Origin of the sequence: Edwardsiella tarda ATCC 15947 = NBRC 105688 (assembly GCF_003113495.2) — a bacterium.
GTDB lineage: Bacteria > Pseudomonadota > Gammaproteobacteria > Enterobacterales > Enterobacteriaceae > Edwardsiella > Edwardsiella tarda.
On record NZ_CP084506.1, the window covers coordinates 3,307,755 to 3,327,346 of the forward strand.

At 57.8% G+C, this 19,592-nt stretch carries 17 protein-coding genes; 8 read left to right on the forward strand and 9 right to left on the reverse strand.

Annotated elements, in window-relative coordinates; translation table 11 throughout:
- Position 1: 1 nt before the first annotated feature.
- The 4 genes from dinF to dpiB form a co-directional block, all read right to left on the reverse strand.
- A complete protein-coding gene (gene dinF / locus DCL27_RS15360) occupies positions 2-1,336 on the reverse strand; it encodes an MATE family efflux transporter DinF (RefSeq protein WP_035597777.1) in 1,335 nt (444 codons plus the stop codon).
- A gap of 139 nt (positions 1,337-1,475) precedes the next feature.
- A complete protein-coding gene (lexA, locus tag DCL27_RS15365) occupies positions 1,476-2,084 on the reverse strand; it encodes a transcriptional repressor LexA (protein WP_024524673.1) in 609 nt (202 codons plus the stop codon).
- 130 nt (positions 2,085-2,214) lie between these two features.
- On the reverse strand, positions 2,215-2,901 hold the full coding sequence (gene dpiA / locus DCL27_RS15370) for a two-component response regulator DpiA (protein ID WP_005280827.1): 687 nt from the start codon (positions 2,899-2,901) through the stop codon (positions 2,215-2,217).
- Positions 2,894-4,537 carry a sensor histidine kinase DpiB gene (gene dpiB / locus DCL27_RS15375; RefSeq protein ID WP_035594117.1) on the reverse strand — a complete coding sequence of 548 codons (1,644 nt, stop codon included), beginning with the start codon at positions 4,535-4,537 and terminating at the stop codon, positions 2,894-2,896. Before dpiB ends, dpiA begins: the two co-directional genes overlap by 8 nt.
- A gap of 386 nt (positions 4,538-4,923) precedes the next feature.
- Here dpiB and citC point away from each other — a divergent pair, with 386 nt between their 5' ends.
- Genes citC through DCL27_RS15410 form a run of 7 tightly spaced genes read left to right on the forward strand, consistent with a single transcriptional unit; the run spans position 4,924 to position 11,651 of the window.
- The gene (gene citC, locus DCL27_RS15380; RefSeq protein WP_035597781.1) at positions 4,924-6,000 is read left to right on the forward strand and encodes a [citrate (pro-3S)-lyase] ligase; all 1,077 of its coding nucleotides are present in this window, start codon (positions 4,924-4,926) and stop codon (positions 5,998-6,000) included.
- A complete protein-coding gene (gene citD / locus DCL27_RS15385) occupies positions 5,997-6,296 on the forward strand; it encodes a citrate lyase acyl carrier protein (RefSeq protein WP_005280818.1) in 300 nt (99 codons plus the stop codon). Before citC ends, citD begins: the two co-directional genes overlap by 4 nt.
- Positions 6,293-7,189, forward strand: a complete 897-nt coding sequence (gene citE / locus DCL27_RS15390; RefSeq protein ID WP_005297255.1) for a citrate (pro-3S)-lyase subunit beta — start codon at positions 6,293-6,295, stop codon at positions 7,187-7,189. Before citD ends, citE begins: the two co-directional genes overlap by 4 nt.
- Before the next feature lie 10 nt (positions 7,190-7,199).
- A complete protein-coding gene (citF, locus tag DCL27_RS15395; RefSeq protein WP_035597784.1) occupies positions 7,200-8,720 on the forward strand; it encodes a citrate lyase subunit alpha in 1,521 nt (506 codons plus the stop codon).
- Between the two features lie 3 nt (positions 8,721-8,723).
- Positions 8,724-9,275: a citrate lyase holo-[acyl-carrier protein] synthase gene (citX, locus tag DCL27_RS15400; RefSeq protein ID WP_005280807.1), complete on the forward strand. Its 552-nt coding sequence runs from the start codon at positions 8,724-8,726 to the stop codon at positions 9,273-9,275.
- Positions 9,250-10,164 carry a triphosphoribosyl-dephospho-CoA synthase CitG gene (gene citG / locus DCL27_RS15405; protein ID WP_035597788.1) on the forward strand — a complete coding sequence of 305 codons (915 nt, stop codon included), beginning with the start codon at positions 9,250-9,252 and terminating at the stop codon, positions 10,162-10,164. Before citX ends, citG begins: the two co-directional genes overlap by 26 nt.
- Before the next feature lie 29 nt (positions 10,165-10,193).
- Complete coding sequence (locus DCL27_RS15410; protein WP_005280801.1) at positions 10,194-11,651, forward strand: anion permease; 1,458 nt, start codon at positions 10,194-10,196, stop codon at positions 11,649-11,651.
- Positions 11,652-11,737: 86 nt separating this feature from the next.
- Here the strand turns inward: DCL27_RS15410 and DCL27_RS15415 are convergent, their stop codons facing one another.
- On the reverse strand, positions 11,738-12,106 hold the full coding sequence (locus DCL27_RS15415; RefSeq protein ID WP_005280797.1) for a diacylglycerol kinase: 369 nt from the start codon (positions 12,104-12,106) through the stop codon (positions 11,738-11,740).
- Between the two features lie 125 nt (positions 12,107-12,231).
- Here DCL27_RS15415 and plsB point away from each other — a divergent pair, with 125 nt between their 5' ends.
- Positions 12,232-14,688 (forward strand): glycerol-3-phosphate 1-O-acyltransferase PlsB, encoded by a 2,457-nt coding sequence (gene plsB / locus DCL27_RS15420; RefSeq protein WP_005280794.1) that lies wholly within the window; start codon positions 12,232-12,234, stop codon positions 14,686-14,688.
- Between the two features lie 51 nt (positions 14,689-14,739).
- On the opposite strand, the gene DCL27_RS15425 is transcribed toward plsB, so the two are convergent.
- From DCL27_RS15425 to malM, 4 genes are all read right to left on the reverse strand, one after another.
- Positions 14,740-16,416 carry an OFA family MFS transporter gene (locus tag DCL27_RS15425; protein WP_035597790.1) on the reverse strand — a complete coding sequence of 559 codons (1,677 nt, stop codon included), beginning with the start codon at positions 16,414-16,416 and terminating at the stop codon, positions 14,740-14,742.
- A 294-nt stretch (positions 16,417-16,710) separates the two neighbouring features.
- Positions 16,711-17,574, reverse strand: coding sequence for a 4-hydroxybenzoate octaprenyltransferase (gene ubiA, locus DCL27_RS15430; RefSeq protein WP_455709025.1), 864 nt, complete (start codon positions 17,572-17,574; stop codon positions 16,711-16,713).
- Positions 17,575-17,599: 25 nt separating this feature from the next.
- The gene (ubiC, locus tag DCL27_RS15435) at positions 17,600-18,106 is read right to left on the reverse strand and encodes a chorismate lyase (protein ID WP_035597793.1); all 507 of its coding nucleotides are present in this window, start codon (positions 18,104-18,106) and stop codon (positions 17,600-17,602) included.
- Between the two features lie 489 nt (positions 18,107-18,595).
- The gene (gene malM, locus DCL27_RS15440) at positions 18,596-19,522 is read right to left on the reverse strand and encodes a maltose operon protein MalM (protein ID WP_035597795.1); all 927 of its coding nucleotides are present in this window, start codon (positions 19,520-19,522) and stop codon (positions 18,596-18,598) included.
- Between the last annotated feature and the right edge of the window lie 70 nt (positions 19,523-19,592).

A 19,592-nucleotide genomic window follows, 5' to 3' on the forward strand; every position in this document is an offset into this window, starting at 1 on the left:
CCTACGTTGCCGAGGGGGAGGGAAACCAACGATCCTCGCGCCAACAGCGTCGCCAGATCAGCCACAGAGACAGGCCACGCAGCGTCAAAAAGACCGCCAGCGCCAACCATAAACCCTGATTACCCAGCCAGGGCACGCTCAACAATGTCAGGCCATAACCCAACGCGGCCAATGCCATGCTGTTACGCATATCCGCCCCACGCGTCGCACCGATGAATACCCCATCCAATAGGTAACACCACACCCCGAGTAACGGCAACACCATCTGCCAAGGAAGATAAGCGATCGCTAATGCGCGCACTTGGGGCAACGTCGTTAATAGCTCAATGATGTCACGGCCAAACAGGCCATAGGCGACGGCAAATAGCAGGGCGACCATGCCGGCCTGACGGCAGGCGGCGCGCCATACCCGCTGCAATCCGGCGGCATCGCGCGCGCCATAAGCTCGACCAGAGTGTGCCTCAACCGCATAGGCGAAACCGTCGAGCGCGTAGGCGGTGAAGGTCAGCAGATTCATCAGCACCGCATTGACCGCGACCACGCTGGCCCCGAGACGCGCACCGATCACCGTCAGTGAGGCAAAGCAGATCTGCAATAGTAGCGAGCGCAGCATGATATCGCGGTTCAACGCCAGCAAACGGCGCAGATCGCCGCGCCAGGCGTGATGGAAATGTTCCCGCCGTAATCCACGCCGCCGCATGACATGCAGCAGCAACCCCACTCCCAATAACAGGGTGACGTAGTCGGCGATCAGGGTGGCCCACGCCGCACCGGCTACCTTCCAGCCCAGACCGACCACGAACCAGAGATCCAAAACGATGTTGACCAGGTTGCCCGTGACCAGCAGAAGGACCGGCGCCCGGGCATACTGCACCCCTAACAGCCAACCGAGGATCACCAGATTGGCCAAGGTCGCCGGTGCGCTCAGCCAACGAATGCTCATGAAGAGCTGCGCCTGAGCCTGAATTGCCGACTCGGCACCGACGATATGCAGAACCCATTCGATCAATGGGCCACGCAATACCACAATCGCGCCACCGGCCAGCAACGCCATGAGCAGGGGCTGAACCAAGGCTCGAGCCAGGGCCGGACGATCATCTGCGCCGTAGGCTTGGGCACATAGCCCGGTGGTACTCATACGCAAAAACAGCAATAACATGAACAGAAAGGTCGTCGCCATGCTGCCCACTGCTACCCCGCCCAGATAAACGGGTGAATCTAAATGGCCGATCACCGCCGTATCCACCACCCCCAGCAGGGGTACAGAGACATTGGATAGGATCATCGGCAACGCCAGGCGCCATAACGCCTTGTCCGCCTGCGGGAAACCTCGCATCCCTCCCCCTTATCAAGCTAGCCCGCGTTGACCGCGGCAAGCACCATAAAAAAACCCCGCGCACTCGATGTCCGCGGGGTAGAGAAATGACGGCGTGAATCGGCCGAGTGGAACCAAAACGGCTCAAGCCTGGGGCGATTTAGATCCAGTCGCCGTTACGGATCACTCCCACTGCCAGCCCCTCGATGGTGAAGTTCTGCTCGCGCAGATCGACGACGATGGGCTGAAAATCGCTATTTTCCGGCAACAATTGCACCACATTCCCCTGCTTTTTCAATCGTTTTACTGTGACTTCATCTTCAATGCGTGCCACAACAACCTGGCCGTTGCGTACATCCTGAGTCTTGTGCACCGCCAACAGATCGCCATCCAGGATGCCGATATCGCGCATCGACATGCCATTCACCCGCAACAGAAAATCGGCACTGGGTTTAAACAGCGAGGGGTCGACCTGGTAATACCCTTCGATATGTTGCTGCGCGAGCAAGGGTTCACCCGCGGCGACCTGACCGATCAAGGGCAAGCCAGACTCGTCCTCCATCAGCAGACGGATACCGCGTGAGGCGCCGGAGACAATCTCGATCACCCCCTTGCGCTGTAACGCTTTCAGGTGCTCCTCGGCAGCATTGGGCGAGCGGAAGCCGAGGCGCTGAGCAATCTCGGCACGCGTCGGCGGCATGCCGGTTTGCTCGATATGATCGCGAATCAGATCATAGACCTGCTGCTGCCTGGCCGTTAATGCTTTCATTCCGCCCCCTGTTCGTTTATACAGTTTTGCTGTGAGTATATACAGGTAGCGGATAATTTAAAACCGTGAAATACACAAAACAGCGGGCCCTAGGTGCGATCCCCGATAAGCCCCCAGCGCGCTATCAACGTCAATTTTTACTCTGTGCGCGGTAGATGCGCTGTGGGCGCCCCACCTTGCCGTAGACGATCTCTGCCACGATCTGTTGGCGTGCGGCGCAAAACTCTAGGTAACGGCGCGCCGTGGTACGGCTCAGCATCAAGCTCTGCGCCACGCTCTCTGCGGTATGGCGTGCCTGCTCATCGACGAATAACGCCTGCACCTTCTCCAGCGTCAAGGCATCGATGCCCACCGGCAGATCCTCTTTGCTGTCGCCGCGCGCATAGGCGTTATACATGCTATCGATCTGACGTTGGCTGGCATTCTGGCGCCCACTGAGCATGGAGTGACGCTGCTGATAACGCTCCAACGTTTGTCCCAAACGTTCGTAGGCGATAGGCTTAATCAGATAGTCGAAGGCGCCGCTACGCACCGCCTCGGAAACGGTATTCATGTCGCTGGCAGCGGTTGTCAACACCACACCACCAGGGTAACGTTGTTGAGCCAACTCATGCAGGAGTTGTACCCCTACCCCATCGGGCAAATAGTTATCCAATAAGATTAAATCCGGGTGAAAGCTTTTAATCATCGCCCGAGCTTGCGCCAGATTACCGGCCAGCCACAGTTGACCACAGCCGGGGTGATTACGAATAAACTCCGCGTGCATCTCAGCCAGTGGAGTCTCATCCTCGACGATTAATATATTGATTTTATTCATGCTCACTCTTCACCTTCGGGATAAATACAGAAAATAGGGTGCCATAGGGCTGGTTATCCTCCAGCGTAATGGTGCCCCCGCAACGTCCCACATAGCGGGCAATCAGGTAAAGGCCGATACCATGTTCCCCCGGTTCCTCCACCTTGCTACTGACGCCCTGCTCAAAAATTTTATCTTTCAACGCATCCGGCACGCCGCATCCTTGATCGGCGACCTCGATAATGACCTCCGCCCCCTCATCCGACAAGTACACCTCGACGCTCCCATTGCCCGCCGGGTTCTTCAGACTCGCATCGAAGGCGTTATCGAGCAGGTTGCCAAGCACCGCCGCGAATTCTGTACTATCTAAACCGCTGGGCAGGGCATGCAACTGGCTGCCTTCGACAATCGTCAACGTCAGCCCCAACTCGCGCGCCCGATGCACTTTACCAAACAACAGACCGGCAACCACCTTATCGCTAAAGGCATCGCGCAGATGATCGATCAACTGCTGTTGCTCCTGCGAGGCTCCGCGCACCATCTCTAACGCACGATCGTACTCCTTCATCTGTAGCAACCCGCTGAGGGTCGACATCCAGTTAAGATGCTCATGACGCACGGTGCGCAGGCTATCGACATACTGCCGGATCTGCGTCAATTGCGCATTCAGCGTATTGATATCATCTTTACTACGGAAACTGATGATCGCCCCAAGCAGGGTATCACCATCGCCGGAACGGATAGTGGCCCGATTGGCGATCACGTTCAAACCATTAAAGGTCAGAATGGCATCGCGCCGATCTTCATCGATACGATCGGTAAAGAAATCTGCCGGTGAAACGACCTGACTAATCGGCTGCCCCAGCCACTGGCGTCCCGGGGCACTCAGCCCCAACATTTTGCGGGCATTACGGTTTATTGCCGTGATCTGCCCCTCAGGATCGACGGCGATCAGCCCCTCGAATACCGCACCAAATAGCGCCTCCATCTGACGCACCACCTGCGCTATCTGACGAGGCTCCATGCCCATCATCTGCCGACGAATATGGGCGGCGAACAGCCAAGATAGTAGCATCATCAACACCAGTACCCCGACAAAGACGCCCGCCATCGGCAGCAAGAAGTCGAGCCGCCAGCTGTCGATCTTACTCACCAGATAACCCAGGGAAATGACGCCAATCACCTTCCCTTGATGGTCGAAGATCGGCGTCTTGGCGCGCATCGCCATCCCCAGCGACCCTTTGCCTGAGATAAAGTAACTCTCTCCCCGTTCGAGGGCGCCCGGCTTATTAAACTGCATCTTATGGCCGATCTTGGCCGGATTCGGGTGGTACAAACGAATCGCGTTACGATCGCCGATGACCACATAATCGAAGTCGGTACCAGTCCCCAGGCGATCGGCAATCTGCGCTAATCGGTGAACATCACGATCCTTCACCCCATCGATAATGCTATCCATCGAGGCGATGATCTTGGCCTGGTTCATCGCCATGTCACGCACTTGCCTCGTCATGTAGTCTTCAAAACTCGCGGAGAGGTATTTACCCAAGGCGGCGAACAGACAGCAAGAAACCAATAGTAACAGGAGGAAAATACGCAATGGGAACGCCATACGGCGGAAAAAATTTACCGCATTACTCTTTGGCATTCTTACCATCGTCATCTCACCTTTTAAGACATTTCGATTACCTTTAACACCCTCAAATGTAACCGATTTGTTTCCAGACAAACTGTCCATAATGTTTTTCTACTTTGCAGATTATCGCTATTAAACTAATTACGCAAATAAAAACCAGCAAATAAAATTCTTTATTTAAAATTACGAAAATAAAAACTATTAAGGTAATTTAAAACTGCTTTCCGTTTGTGAATTAGGTCAAAAATTCTCGGTCAATTCCTAACTAGGATTAATTTAACCACAGCCAACGGTAATAAAAATAGGTGGAAAAGTTTTATTACCATTGATTGAAAATGAAAAGTTATTAAGTTGATAAAAGATACATTTATTTAACTTAGCCATGCTAACGCAGCGCAGGAATCCCTATGTTCAGCAATACTGTTTTCACCCAGGTTAAGCGCTCTGAGCAAAAAAGGATTGCCGATATCACTCAGTTTCTGCGTGAAAATGGACTTAATATAGATACTTCTGTAGAAATATTTATTTGCGCTATGCGTGATAACAAAATTATCGCCTGCGGTGGTATCGCTGGCGATATCATAAAATGCGTCGCCATCAGCGCATCGGCTCGCGGCGAGGGATTAGCCCTCACGCTGGCCACCGAGTTGGTCAACTTGGCTTATGATTTAGGTCGAAACAATCTTTTTATCTATACCAAAGAAGAAAATGAAGAGATGTTTCGCCAGTGCGGATTTGCCACCATTACCCGCGTTCCCGGGATTATGGTATTGATGGAGAACAGTAAAGTCCGCTTACAACGTTATGCCGAAAATTTAGCAACGCTACGCCACCCAGGGAAAAAAATCGGTGCCATCGTGATGAACGCCAATCCGTTCACCAACGGACACCGTTATCTTGTCCGACAGGCAGCCAGTCAGTGTGACTGGCTGCACCTCTTTTTAGTACGCGAAGATACCTCGCGTTTTTCTTATGAAGATCGTTTGGCGTTGGTGCGTGAAGGCGTGGGAGATATCACCAATCTCACACTGCACCCCGGCTCCGAATACATCATCTCTCGCGCCACCTTTCCCTGCTATTTCATCAAAGAGCAGGGCGTGGCCGACAACTGTTACACCGAAATCGATATCAAGATATTCCGGCAGTATCTGGCGCCGGCGTTGGGCATCACCCACCGTTTTGTCGGGACGGAACCCTTCTGTCCGGTTACCGCCAAATACAATCAGGATATGCGTTACTGGCTAGAGACACCGGCGTTGCCCTACCCGCCGATCCATCTGGTTGAAGTGGCTAGGCTGACCTATCACAACACCCCCATTTCTGCCTCCTGGGTACGCAAGCTGCTGGTACGCAAAGATCTTCCGGCAATCACCCCACTGGTACCCGAAGCGACCCGAGCCTATCTGGCACGCCTGATCGCCTCGATGCCGGCGGGTGTCGAGCGCCGACCCCAGGAATCCGTCTTAGTTACAGGTGACAAATGAAAATAAACCACGCAGCCGTCGCAGGCACCCTTGAGTCGAGCGACGTGATGGTGCGCATCGCGCCCATTGAAGACGACCAGGCCCTCGATCTGCAAATCAGTAGCAGTGTCGAAAAACAGTTTGGCGACGCCATCCGCGCCACCGTACTGGAGGTGCTCAACCAGCATCAGATCCGCGGCGTACAGCTGATCGTCGACGACAAAGGCGCCCTCGACTGTGTCCTACGCGCCCGTCTGGAAACCCTGTTGGCGCGTGCCGCCGACCTGGTCAGCCTGCCTTGGGAGGATCGCGCATGACACCGCAACAGAAAACTCGTACCCGCCGCAGCATGCTGTTTGTACCCGGCTCCAACGCCGCCATGCTGAGCAACGCCTTCATCTATAAGGCCGATGCCTTGATGTTCGACCTGGAAGACTCCGTGGTACTGCGCGAGAAAGATGCCGCACGCCGCCTGGTCTACCATGCGCTGCAACACCCACTGTACAACGACATCGAGACCATCGTGCGCGTCAACGCGTTGGACTCCGAGTTTGGCGTCGCCGATCTGGAAGCCGTGGTACGCGCCGGAGTCGATGTGGTGCGTCTGCCGAAAACCGACAGCGCCGAAGATGTCATCGCTATCGAAAATGAGATCGCACGCATCGAACGCGCCTGTGGACGTGAAGTGGGCAGCACTGGCCTGCTGGCCGCTATCGAATCCGCCCAAGGCATCACCCAGGCGGTGGCCATCGCCCACGCCTCACCACGCCTGATCGGTATCGCGCTCGGCGCCGAAGACTATGTACGCAACCTGCGTACCGAGCGTTCCCCGGAAGGGATCGAGCTGCTGTTCGCCCGTTGCAGCATCCTGCAAGCGGCTCGTTCGGCTGGCATCCAGGCCTTCGACACCGTCTACTCCGACGCCAATAACGATGAGGGTTTCCTGCGTGAAGCCTCTCACATCAAACAGTTGGGCTTTGACGGCAAGTCACTGATCAACCCGCGTCAGATCGAGTTGCTGCACAACCTGTACGCCCCGACCCAGAAAGAGGTCGATCACGCGCGTCTGGTGGTTGAAGCCGCCGAAGCCTCCGCTCGCGAAGGACGCGGCGTGGTTTCCCTGAACGGCAAGATGGTCGATAGCCCGGTTATCGAACGCGCGCGTCTGGTGCTTTCCCGCGCGGCCCTTTCCGGCATCCGTGAAGAATAAGGCGATAAAGATGACACAAGATACCCAACGAAACGCCCGCGTAACCGCCTTTAGCCAGCAGGATAGCGCGCTGCCGGCATTCAACGACGTCAGCAAGGCAGACTATCAGCAACAGCGTCCGCGCGATCGCAAAGTATGCGGCGATCTGCAAGAAGCCATCCGCCGTAGCGGCCTGCGCGACGGTATGACTATCTCCTTCCACCACGCCTTCCGTGGCGGCGATCTGACCCTGAACCAGGTGATGGACGCCATCGCTGCCATGGGATTCAAAGATCTGACGCTGGCCTCCAGCTCCCTGAGCGATTGCCATGCGCCGTTGGTAGGCCACATTCGTAACGGCGTGGTACGCAAGATCTATACCTCCGGGCTGCGTGGCCCGCTGGCCGATGCCATCTCCCATGGTCTGCTCGACGAGCCGGTTCAGATCCACTCCCATGGTGGTCGCGTTCACCTGATCAATAGCGGTGAATTGAACATCGACGTCGCCTTCCTCGGGGTACCCGCCTGTGACGCCTTCGGTAACGCCAATGGCTACACCGGCAATGCCTGCTGCGGCTCGCTGGGCTATGCGCGCGCCGACGCTGAGGCCGCCAATAAAGTCGTCCTGTTGACCGAAGAAATCCTCGCTTATCCGCACAACCCGGCCAGCCTGACCCAGGATCAGGTCGATCTGATCGTCCAGGTCGAGCATGTCGGCGATGCCAGTAAGATTGGAGCCGACGCCACCCGCATGACCTCCAATCCGCGTGAGCTGCTAATCGCCCGCAGCGCAGCGGAAGTGATTGCTCACTCCGGTTACTTTAACGAAGGCTTCTCATTGCAAACCGGCACCGGCGGTGCCTCACTGGCGGTCACGCGCTTCCTCGAAGACAAGATGCGCCGCGCCGACATCCGTGCCGACTTCGCCTTGGGTGGCATCACCTCCACCATCGTCGATCTGCACGAGAAGGGGTATATCCGTAAGCTGCTCGACGTACAGAGCTTTGACCGTGCCGCCGCTGGCTCTCTGGCGCGTAACCCGAACCACATCGAAATCAGCGCTAACCAGTACGCAAACTGGAGCTCCAAAGGCGCCGCCGTCGATCGTTTGGACGTGGTGGTGCTGAGTGCGCTGGAAGTGGACACTCACTTCAACGTCAACGTACTGACCGGATCCGACGGGGTACTACGTGGTGCCTCCGGTGGCCACTGCGATACTGCCATCGGCTCTGCGCTCTCCATCATCGTGGCGCCGCTGGTACGCGGGCGTATCCCGACTATCGTCGATAACGTGCTGACTTGCGTCACGCCGGGCTCCAGCATCGACATCCTGGTCACCGACCACGGTATCGCCGTCAACCCGGCGCGTCCAGAGCTGGCACAGCGCCTCAGCGATGCCGGCATGCCGCTGGTCAGCATCGAGTGGCTGCGTGATCGCGCCCTCTCTCTGACCGGTGAACCGAAGCCGATCGCCTTTACCGATAAGGCGGTCGCCGTGGTGCGTTATCGCGACGGCTCCGTCATCGACGTGGTTCGCCAGGTCAAGGAATAAGCGATGATGACCCTGCTCCCCGATTTGGCGACCAGCCATACCGTCACACTACCGGAACTGCTCCTCAGCCGTGAATGCAGGCAGTCTCGGCAGACGGCATGGCTGGCACGCCATACCTGTACGCTGATCTCCTTCACCGTGGTCGCCCCCGGCCCGGTCAAGGACAGCCCCCTGACCCGCCGTCTCTTTAACGCCGGTATCGGGGCGCTGAATCAACTGGCACAGCGTCAGGCCTGGACCATCAGGGAGCAGCTCTCGCTGGACTTAGCCACCGGCCCGGAAGGGCTGATGGCCATCGCGGCGCCGGCCGACGTGGTCAAGCGGGCCACCATCGACTTAGAGCAGACCCATACCTTGGGTCGGCTATGGGATCTCGATGTCCTGGCCCCCACCGGACAAATTCTGTCGCGTGGCGATTATCAGTTGCCCGCACGCCGCTGCCTGATTTGCCAGCGCCCCGCCGTGTTGTGCGCCCGCGAGCGCCGCCACAGCGTGGCTCAACTTATCGCTCACATGGAGGCATTGGTTCATGATGCCGCAGCTGACGCACGCTAATACCTCATCGGATACGCTCGAACGCCTCTGTGCCCACGCCAGTGAGCTGGGATGGCGAGCCATGCTGGCCGAAGTCAACCTGACGCCGAAGCCAGGCCTGGTCGATCGCCACAATAACGGCGCCCACTACGACATGGCGCACAGCGACTTCTTACGCAGTGCCGATGCCATCGCCCCCTGGCTATCTCGCTTCGTCGAATATGGTGCCGCCAGCGCCGCCCTGGAGGCCAGCGATGCACTCGCGGGATTACGGGCGCTCGGCCAGGCCTGCGAGACGGCCATGTTTCACGCCACCGCCGGGGTCAATACCCATAAGGGCAGTATCTTTTCTCTCGGCTTGTTGTGCGCCGCCATCGGGCGTAGCCACCAACGCGGCCACGCCCTTACACCCGAACGCCTATGCGACTACGCGGCGCAGTTCTGTCGTGGTCTGGTAGCGCGCGAATTGGCGGCATTGTCTGCCGATCAGGCCAACACGGCAGGCCAGCGTCTCTTCGTCACCCTGGGGATCACCGGAGCCCGTGGTGAGGCCGAGGCGGGCTATCCCCTGGTGCGGCAACTGGCGCTTCCCCATTATCGGCAGCTACTGACCTGCGGGCGTGATCCGGAATTAGCCCTGCTCGATACCCTACTGCTGCTGATGGCGCATAACCAGGACACCAATGTTGCCGCGCGCGGGGGGATCGCCGGACTGCGTTGGATACGGCAATACGCCACCACCTTGCTCGCGAGCGGAGGTATCCGCACGCCAGACGATCTGCTGGCGCTGCACCGTTTTGATGAAGAGTGTATCGACCGCCATTTGAGCCCGGGCGGCAGTGCGGATCTCCTGATCCTGACCTGGTTTCTGGCTCACCTCTGTTACCCGATTTTGCAAGCTGAACATTAAAAATATCATCCTTACCGGAGTCATCAGTTATGTCCAAAGAGAAAATAGGGAAACTACTCGCGCCCCTCGTGGTGATGGGGATTATGTTTATGATCCCAGTCCCCGATGGCATGCCGCCGCAGGCCTGGCATTACTTTGCCGTGTTTGTCGCCATGATCGTCGGGATGATCCTCGAACCCATCCCGGCGACCGCTATCAGTTTCATCGCCGTAACCATCGTCGTCATCGGTAATCAGTTCCTGCTGTTCAACCCTGCAGAATTGGCCGATCCCGCCTTCAACGCCAGTAAGCAGGCGCTGAAATGGGGGCTGGCAGGCTTCTCCAGCACCACCGTGTGGTTGGTGTTCGGGGCCTTCATTTTTGCCCTCGGGTATGAGGTCAGCGGCCTGGGGCGGCGCATCGCCCTTTTGCTGGTTAAATTCATGGGTAAGCGAACGCTTACTCTTGGTTATGCCATTGTTATCATTGATATCCTTCTGGCACCCTTTACACCGTCCAACACCGCGCGTACCGGTGGCACCGTCTTCCCGGTGATCAAAAACCTACCGCCGCTGTTCGACTCTCACCCCAACGATCCCTCCTCACGCCGCATCGGTAGCTACCTGATGTGGATGATGGTAATCAGTACCAGCATCAGCTCCTCCATGTTCGTTACCGGGGCGGCGCCGAACGTGCTGGGTATCGAATTCGTGAACAAGATCGCCGGTATCCAGATCTCATGGACGCAGTGGTTCCTCGGCTTCTTGCCCGTCGGCCTGCTGCTGCTGGTGGTCGCGCCATGGCTCTCTTACGTACTGTACAAGCCGACCGTCACCCACAGTGAGCAGGTCGCCACCTGGGCCGGTGGTGCGCTGAAAGAGATGGGTGCCTTGACCCGTCGCGAAATCACGCTGATCTGCCTGGTCCTGTTGAGCCTGGCCTTGTGGGTCTTCGGCGGTAAATTCATCAACGCCACTGCGGTTGCGTTGCTCGCCGTCGCCCTGATGCTGGCATTGCATGTGGTGCCGTGGAAAGACGTCACCAAGTACAGCGGCGCCTGGAACACCCTGGTCAACCTGTCTACTTTGGTGGTCATGGCAAACGGCCTGACCCGCTCAGGCTTCATCGAGTGGTTTGCCAAAACCATGGGTGCCCATCTGGCCGACTTCTCACCGACTGCAACGGTGATCGCCCTGGTGCTGGTGTTCTACTTCGCTCACTACCTGTTCGCCAGCTTGACCGCACACACCGCGACCATGCTGCCGGTGATCCTGGCCGTCGGCCAGAGCATCCCGGGTGTACCGATGGATCAACTGTGCCTGCTGCTGGTGCTCTCCATCGGCCTGATGGGTTGTCTGACCCCATACGCTACCGGCCCGGGGATCATCATCTACGGCTGTGGCTATGTGAAGTCTAAAGACTACTGGCGTCTAGGGGCCATCTTTGGGGTGATTTACATTACCGCGCTGCTGGCCATCGGTTGGCCGATCATGGCGCTGTGGTACTAAGGCGCAAGCCGACACGCACATACGCTGATTAATACGCTGACCCCCTGCTCACCGCAGGGGGTCATTTTTTATGCTGCACCCTGCGTTCAAGGCCAGTAATGGCTCCACAGGATGCTGACCCAGGCGAACAGCGCCAACCACAAGGCGATAAATACCGCCGCCGACCCCATGTCCTTGGCGCGTCCAGACAATTCGTGATGCTCGCTACCAATGCGATCAACAACCGCCTCAATGGCGCTATTGATAATCTCCAGAATCAGCACCAAGGTGACGCTGCCGATCAGCAGGAAACGTTCTACCACCGATACGTCGAGCCAAGCCGCCAGCAACACCGCCACGAATAGCAGTATGCTCTCCTGGCGGAAGGCCGCCTCATGGCGCCAGGCCGCCTGCAGTCCTTTCAGCGAGTAACCGGCCGCCTTGATGATACGAGTAAAACCTGTAGTACTATTCATAAAGGATCCATAACAGTAAGCGTTGTCGGGCATTTTAGCCGCTTCCCGTGATCCCGGCACCACAGATCTCAAGGCCGCTTTCTGGTATCCTTGCCACGCATTGCTAACAAGAGGCTGATACTTTTATGTCCGGATGGCGTAAAATATATTATAAGCTGTTGAATTTACCGCTTAAATTACTGGTTAAGAGCAAGGTCATTCCCACCGATCCGATCGCCGAGTTGCGTCTGGATACCACTCGGCCGGTGTTCTATGTCTTGCCCTATAATTCCAAGGCCGACCTACTGACCTTGCGTGATCGTTGTCTGGCTCTCGACCTTCCTGATCCGCTGGATGACAATGAGATCGATGGCACCATCCTGCCACGCTATGTCTTCGTCGATGACGGCCCGCGTGTTTTCCGCTACTACGCCCCGAAACAGGCCTCAGTCAAACTCTTCCTCGATTATCTGGATCTGCACCGCAATAACCCCGCGCTGGATATCCAGATGGTGCCGGTCTCGGTGATGTTTGGTCGAGCGCCAGGCCGCGAAGATCACAAGGGCGCGCCGCAGCTGCGTCTGCTCAACGGCATTCAGAAATTCTTCGCCGTACTGTGGCTAGGACGCGACAGCTTCGTGCGCTTCTCCAATACCGTCTCCCTGCGCTATATGGCCGACGAGCACGGTACCGACAAGACCATCGCCCAGAAGCTGGCGCGCGTGGCGCGTATGCACTTCTCCCGTCTGCGTCTGGCCGCCGTCGGTCCACGCCTGCCGGATCGTCAGGCACTGTTTAACAAGCTACTCGCCTCTAAAGCGATCGAGAAGGCTGTCGAGGACGAGGCGCGCAGCAAGAAGATCTCTCGGGAAAAGGCCCAGCAAAACGCCGTCGCGTTGATGGAAGAGATCGCCGCCAACTTTACCTATGAGGCGGTTCGCCTCTCCGATCGGGTACTGAGCTGGACCTGGAACCGTCTGTATCAGGGGATCAACGTCCATAACGCCGAGCGCGTGCGCCAGTTAGCGCAGGACGGTCATGAGATCGTCTATGTGCCCTGCCATCGTAGCCATATGGACTACCTGTTGCTCTCTTACGTGCTCTACCACCAAGGGCTGGTGCCGCCGCATATCGCCGCTGGCATTAACCTTAACTTTTGGCCGGCGGGGCCGATCTTCCGTCGCCTCGGCGCCTTCTTCATCCGCCGGACCTTCAAGGGTAATAAGCTCTACTCGACGGTATTCCGCGAATACCTCGGCGAACTGTTCAGCCGTGGCTACTCCGTCGAATACTTCATGGAGGGTGGGCGCTCACGTACCGGTCGTCTACTGGAACCCAAAACGGGTACCTTGGCTATGACCCTGCAAGCCATGCTGCGCGGCGGTAAACGCCCGATCACCCTGGTACCGGTCTACATCGGCTACGAGCACGTGATGGAGGTCGCCACTTACGCCAAAGAGTTGCGCGGCGCGACCAAAGAGAAGGAGAGCCTGCCGCAGATGGTGCGGGGGCTGCGTAAGCTACGCAACCTGGGCCAGGGGTATGTCAACTTCGGCGAGCCGATCTCCCTCAACGTCTGGCTGAATCACCACGTACCAGAATGGCGTGAGGCGATCGACCCGATCGAGGCGCAACGCCCACATTGGCTGACCCCTAGCGTCAACAGTATCGCCACAGAAGTGATGGTCAACATCAATAAGGCGGCGGCGGCTAACGCCATGAACCTGTGTGCCACGGCGCTGCTCGCCTCTCGCCAGCGTGCGCTGACCCGCGAGCAACTGCTGGAGCAGTTGGAGTGCTACCTGCAGCTGTTGCAGAATGCCCCCTACGCCAGCGATGCGACGCTACCGTCGCACGACGCCCAGGCGCTGTTGGATCATGCCTTGCAGATGAATAAGTTCGAAGTCGAGCAGGATAATATCGGCGATCTGATCATCCTGCCGCGTGAACAGGCGGTATTAATGACCTATTACCGCAACAACATCCAACATATGCTGGTGCTGCCGTCGCTGGTCGCCAGCATGGTGATCCACCACCGCCAGATCTCACATGCCGAGCTACTGCGCCAGGTGGCGGTGATCTACCCGATGTTGAAGCAAGAGCTGTTCATGCATTACGCGCCGCAGGAGCTGCCGCAGGTGCTGCGCCCGATCATCGATGAGCTCTGCCGCCAGCAGTTAATCTGCCTGCAAGATGACACATTGAGTATCAACCCGGCGCGTATCCGTGCCCTCCAGCTGCTTTCGGCCGGGGTACGCGAGACGTTACAGCGCTATGCCATCACCTTCTCACTGCTGAGCGCCAATCCGAGCATCAGCCGTGGTGCCCTGGAGAAGGAGAGTCGCATCCTGGCACAACGCCTCTCGGTGTTACACGGCATCAATGCGCCGGAGTTCTTCGATAAGGCGGTGTTCGCCACCTTGGTGGCAACGTTACGCGCCGAAGGTTACATCAACGATGTCGGCGACGCGGTGCGTGAACAGACGCTGGAGATCTATAACCTGCTCGCGGCCCTGTTAACCCCCGAGATCCGGCTGACCATCGAAAGCGTCAGCCTCGCGGCGCTGGAGGAGGCTGACGGCACTCGCGACGCCGACGCCTAATCCCCTCGACACGCCCGGCCCAGCCGGGCGTGTGCTTTTCCGCCCCACGCCTTAACCGAATAGCTGACTGGCCTGTAACACGGTGATCCAACATCCCCAGAGTAACGGCAGTCCTACCGCTAACCAGGCCAACACGACCCAGGGACGGCTACGCGTATCCGCCGCCCAGCACAATTGGGCATGCGGATCGATCTTATACAACGAGCGCGCCTGCGCCAGCTGAGCCTCACTCATGGCATGACGCCTATCTACCGGGCGGATCAGCAGGTTACAAATCAGACCGGCCAGTAACAGCCCCGCCAGAATATACAGCGTCACCGAATAGGCCTGGGCGCGCGCGACGCCGTGCGCCAGCTGATATTCACGCAGGTAATTGACCAACACCGGGCCGATAATGCCCGCTGCCGACCAGGCGGTTAACAACCGGCCATGGATCGCCCCAACCATCTGGGTACCAAACAGATCGGCCAGATAGGCGGGTACCGTGGCGAATCCGCCGCCATACATCGAGATGATCAGGCAGAAGGCCAGCACAAACAGGGCGACACTCCCGAGGGCCCCCAGCGAGGGCAAGGCGCTATATAACAGCGCACCGAGGGCGAAAAAGAGTAGAAAGGTGGACTTACGTCCGATGCGATCGGAGAGCGCCGCCCAGAAGAAACGCCCACCGATATTAAACAGGCTCAACAGGCCGGTGAAACCGGCGGCGATGGCGGCCACCTGGGCCAACTGGCCAACCGATAACTCGGCGAAACTCTGCTCCGTACCCAACAGGCGCCCCCCGAAGACCTCCTGCAATAACGGCGAAGCCATACCGATGATACCGATCCCGGCGGAGACGTTGAGGCACAATACTGCCCACACCAGCCAAAATTGTGGCGTCCGCCAGGCCACGCTGACATGGACCTCACAGGAGAGCGACGCCATGCGCCCCTTGCCGCTCGTCACGGCGGGAGCCTGCCCAACCGGATGCCAACCGATCGGCGGAATACGGTATGCCAATGCCCCGCACAACATGAAAACCAGATAGATCAACGCCAAGGTCAGGAAGGTCTGCCATACGCCTTGGCCACCCGAGGCGGCATAAAAGCTCATGAGGCTGTTAGCCAAGGGGGCACCGACCATCGCGCCGCCCCCAAAGCCCATGATCGCCAGTCCCGTCGCCATGCCACGCCGATCGGGGAACCAGCGGATCAAGGTCGATACCGGCGAAATGTAGCCCAGCCCCAGGCCGATGCCACCGATGACCCCGGACCCCAGCCAGATCAACCACAGCTGGTGCAGATAGACCCCGAGGGCGGAGAGCAACAGGCCGCCACACCAACACGCCGTCGCCACCAGCCCCACCTTACGGGGGCCCGCTTTTTCCAACCAGCTGCCCCACAGCGCCGCCGAACAACCAAGAAAAATAAAAAAGAGGGTATAGGTCCATCCCAACATGGAGATGCGCCAGTCGCACTGGGTCGTAAACAGCTCCTGCCAGGCGGGCATCTGTGCCGGGCAAGCCAACGGCTGACTCCCACCCAATACCCGCGATAGCGGTAGCCAAAAGACAGAAAAACCATAGGCCATACCGATACATAGGTGAATGGCCAGCGCCGCTGGGGGAACCAGCCAGCGGTTAAACCCTGGTCGGGCGATGATACGCGCCTTGCTGAGGAAGCGGGGGCGCGGCGCTGGCGCATCCCCCTCCACCAACGTCGTCGCTAAGACATTCTCGACACTCATGATGCGTCTCCTGTTCTCAATCGTTCTCCACCGCGATGCGGGATGGAGTCAACAGAGTTAGCAGGAGGCGTACCATTGCTGTTTAAAAATCGATCAACGATGAATTGGCGTATCGCTTTGTGACAAGTAACGAAGAAAGATGAAATGTTAAATTACAGTTTCATCATTACCCCATGCTTTCACGGAGAAATAGCAAGAAACGGCTATCAATGTGGGTCGAATAACGTGAAATAATGATAATCATGACGTGATTATGAGAATCGCGGCGGGATAAACCTCGCCGCAACACCAGGACTACAACGCCAGCCAGATCGCCACAAAGAGGATCAACCCGACATAGTTATTACTCATAAAGGCCTGGAAACAGGCGGGGCGAGCACGTTTCACGATCAACCGCTGCTGGTAGACGAAGCCCCCGCCCACGAGCAGTAGCCCCCAATAATAGACGGCGCCAAGCGGGTTCAATCGGCCCACCCACAATAGCAGCAGCAACGTCGCCAACTGTAGCAGAGCGACGATCAGGCGATCGTAACGACCAAATAGGATCGCCGTCGACTTGATGCCAATGCGCAGATCATCGTCGCGATCCACCATCGCATATTGGGTATCGTAAGCCACCGTCCAGCAAATATTAGCCGCGAAGAGTAGCCAACAGCTCAACGGCAGGCTCTCACTCACCGCCGCATAGGCCATCGGTATCGACCAGCCGAAGGCCATCCCCAGGATGACTTGCGGCAGGTGGGTAAAACGCTTCATGAAGGGGTAAATCCAGGCTAGCGTCAATGCCGCCACTGACAGCCAAATCGTCAAGGCGTTCAACGTCAGCACCAGCGCAAACGACAGCGCCACCAGTAAGACAAATAGCGCCTTAGCCTCCCGCACGGAGAGCGCCCCGCTGGGCAGTGGCCGCTGGCAGGTCCGTTTCACATGTCCATCAAAGTTGCGATCGGCGAAGTCATTGATGACGCAGCCGGCAGCACGCATAAAGAAGACGCCACCGGTGAAGACCAATAGCAACTTCACGTCAGGGATCCCGCCCCCCGCGAGCCATAGCGCCCAGTAGGTCGGCCACAACAACAGCAACGATCCTATCGGCTTATCGATACGCATCAGGCGGCAATAGGCCAACCACTTGCCTTGGGTCATGACTCCCTCCACGTCTTACTCCCTCCGCTCATGGATATTATCGGTCATACATCGGTGCATCCGCTAAAAAAAGCTCTGTCAGCAATAACAACTGGCCGGAGACACGCAGACGACTACTGCGTGCCCACAACCGACCCTGACTCCCGACCAGGATCGCCTCACGTTGTAAGGGAATGCCACTGAATAGGTAGCGCCCCAAGGGCGTATTCCCCAAGCGACGCAATGCCTGCCCCTCGCCCGCTAGCGTCTGTGCGGGCGTCAAGGTCCGGCCAAATAGCCACGGCTCCCCATCGCCACACAAACAGACCTCTCGCAACCAGTAGGCCTCGCCCTGCGGCAGTTGTGCACACTCGTGATCGCTCAGTTGTGTGGCGGCGACCCACGCTTCGCGCAGTACCCTCACCTCGAGATGAGTACAATGCTGCTCCAAACGATGGGTCATCGACCCCGACTCCGCCAACCAGCTACGGTACTCGGCAGGCAGCGTGACCTGCTCCAACGGCAGCCAGCACCGCACCTGCAATGGCTCCGATTGTTCCGCCATGCCGTAAACCTCATCCTCACGCCATACCACTTAGAGACGGCATCCAGTCAGCCAAATTTCGCCTCAGTGTACCCCAGATTAGGCAGTTGAGGCAGTATTGCAGCAATCCATGACCATTCACTTAACAATCTTCATAGCAAAAGACAACAATCGAGTAAAAATTACGGTGTGGCCGGACACGCACGCCCCCGCCAGCATGCCACAGCCCTGCGAGGCATCAAGCGGCCAGGTTGCTGCCAACACAAATAAGGGACGAGCGATAGCGTGACGGAGATAAGAGGTGGCGTAGCGGGATAACATATTGGGAAGACAACAGGGTAAGCGCTGCGCAAGCAACTGGGGGCAAGGCGATAAGCCGTCGTATACCGCGTCCCGGCGGGCGCGCAGATGTGGCCTCTCAGCCGTGATGTAAAAAAAGGTGCGCAAGCGCGCACCAGTCATCAAGCCACATCCGTAACGTAGTGTGGTAGGAGGCTCGCCACCTACCGGTTAACCCTTGCCTTTTACGCTGCGGATAAAGGTTTCCCGGGCCGTGGTCGACCCGAGACGCTCCGCTTCATTCATCAAACGTAACGCCTTATCGATGTTGCCCTGACGCACTGCGCTACGAATACTCTGGTCGAAGTAAGCTGCGGTCTCGGCCAACATCGGCTCACTCGGTGGCGCCATACTCGCTGGGGCGCTCTGTGGCGCGCCGTTCGCCGACGACTGGCCGCCGACCACCACATCGGCCGGGGTATCGCCACTCGGCAGCAGTGCCCCGATCATCACGTTGCCACTTTGCCGCTCCACGCGTGCCTGAATGGTTAACACCCCTTGTGCCGCATGGCTGGCATAAGGATCGGGAATATCCGGTACCGCATTGCCGACACCGGCCGCATAGGCCTTGGCCGGGTTGACCATCTGTGTCTTAGTCGTGAGATCCTGACGCGTGGTGTAAATCAGCAAATAGATCTGCTGTTGCCCCAACACCGGCGTCAATTTCATCGTCCCCTCTAGCCGGTCACCGCTCATCACGCCGGGCTGACGGTAGGTAAAATAGCTGCCCGGATAGTAGGCCGCCGGGCGCAGGTGCTGGTCGAGCACCAACACATTGGGAACATAGAGCTGCTTATTATGTAAGCGGCTACTGAGGGTAATCTCCAGTGAGCCACGATTCGCCGGTAAGGCCAGGGCCGCGACCGCGCCCTGAATTTCCCCCTGGTTGAGGGTTTGACTCTGTGGCCCTAGGGTAATGGTCGTGTCCGTCGGCGGTGTCAGCGGTTGCCAGTGCAGCGATTGCAATGTGGCGTGACTTAATTCAGGCGCGGCGGCGACATCCGTCGGTTGCAGCGTATCGGCCAGCGCTGGCAGGCTGGCGCAGAGCGCACAGGCCAACAACACGCCGCGAGTAATGCGGTTCACGGTATTTTTCATCGTTATTATTCCTTTGTCATACGCAGAACGTACTTACGCGCCGGCCGGTATCAGGCAAGCGATACCGGCC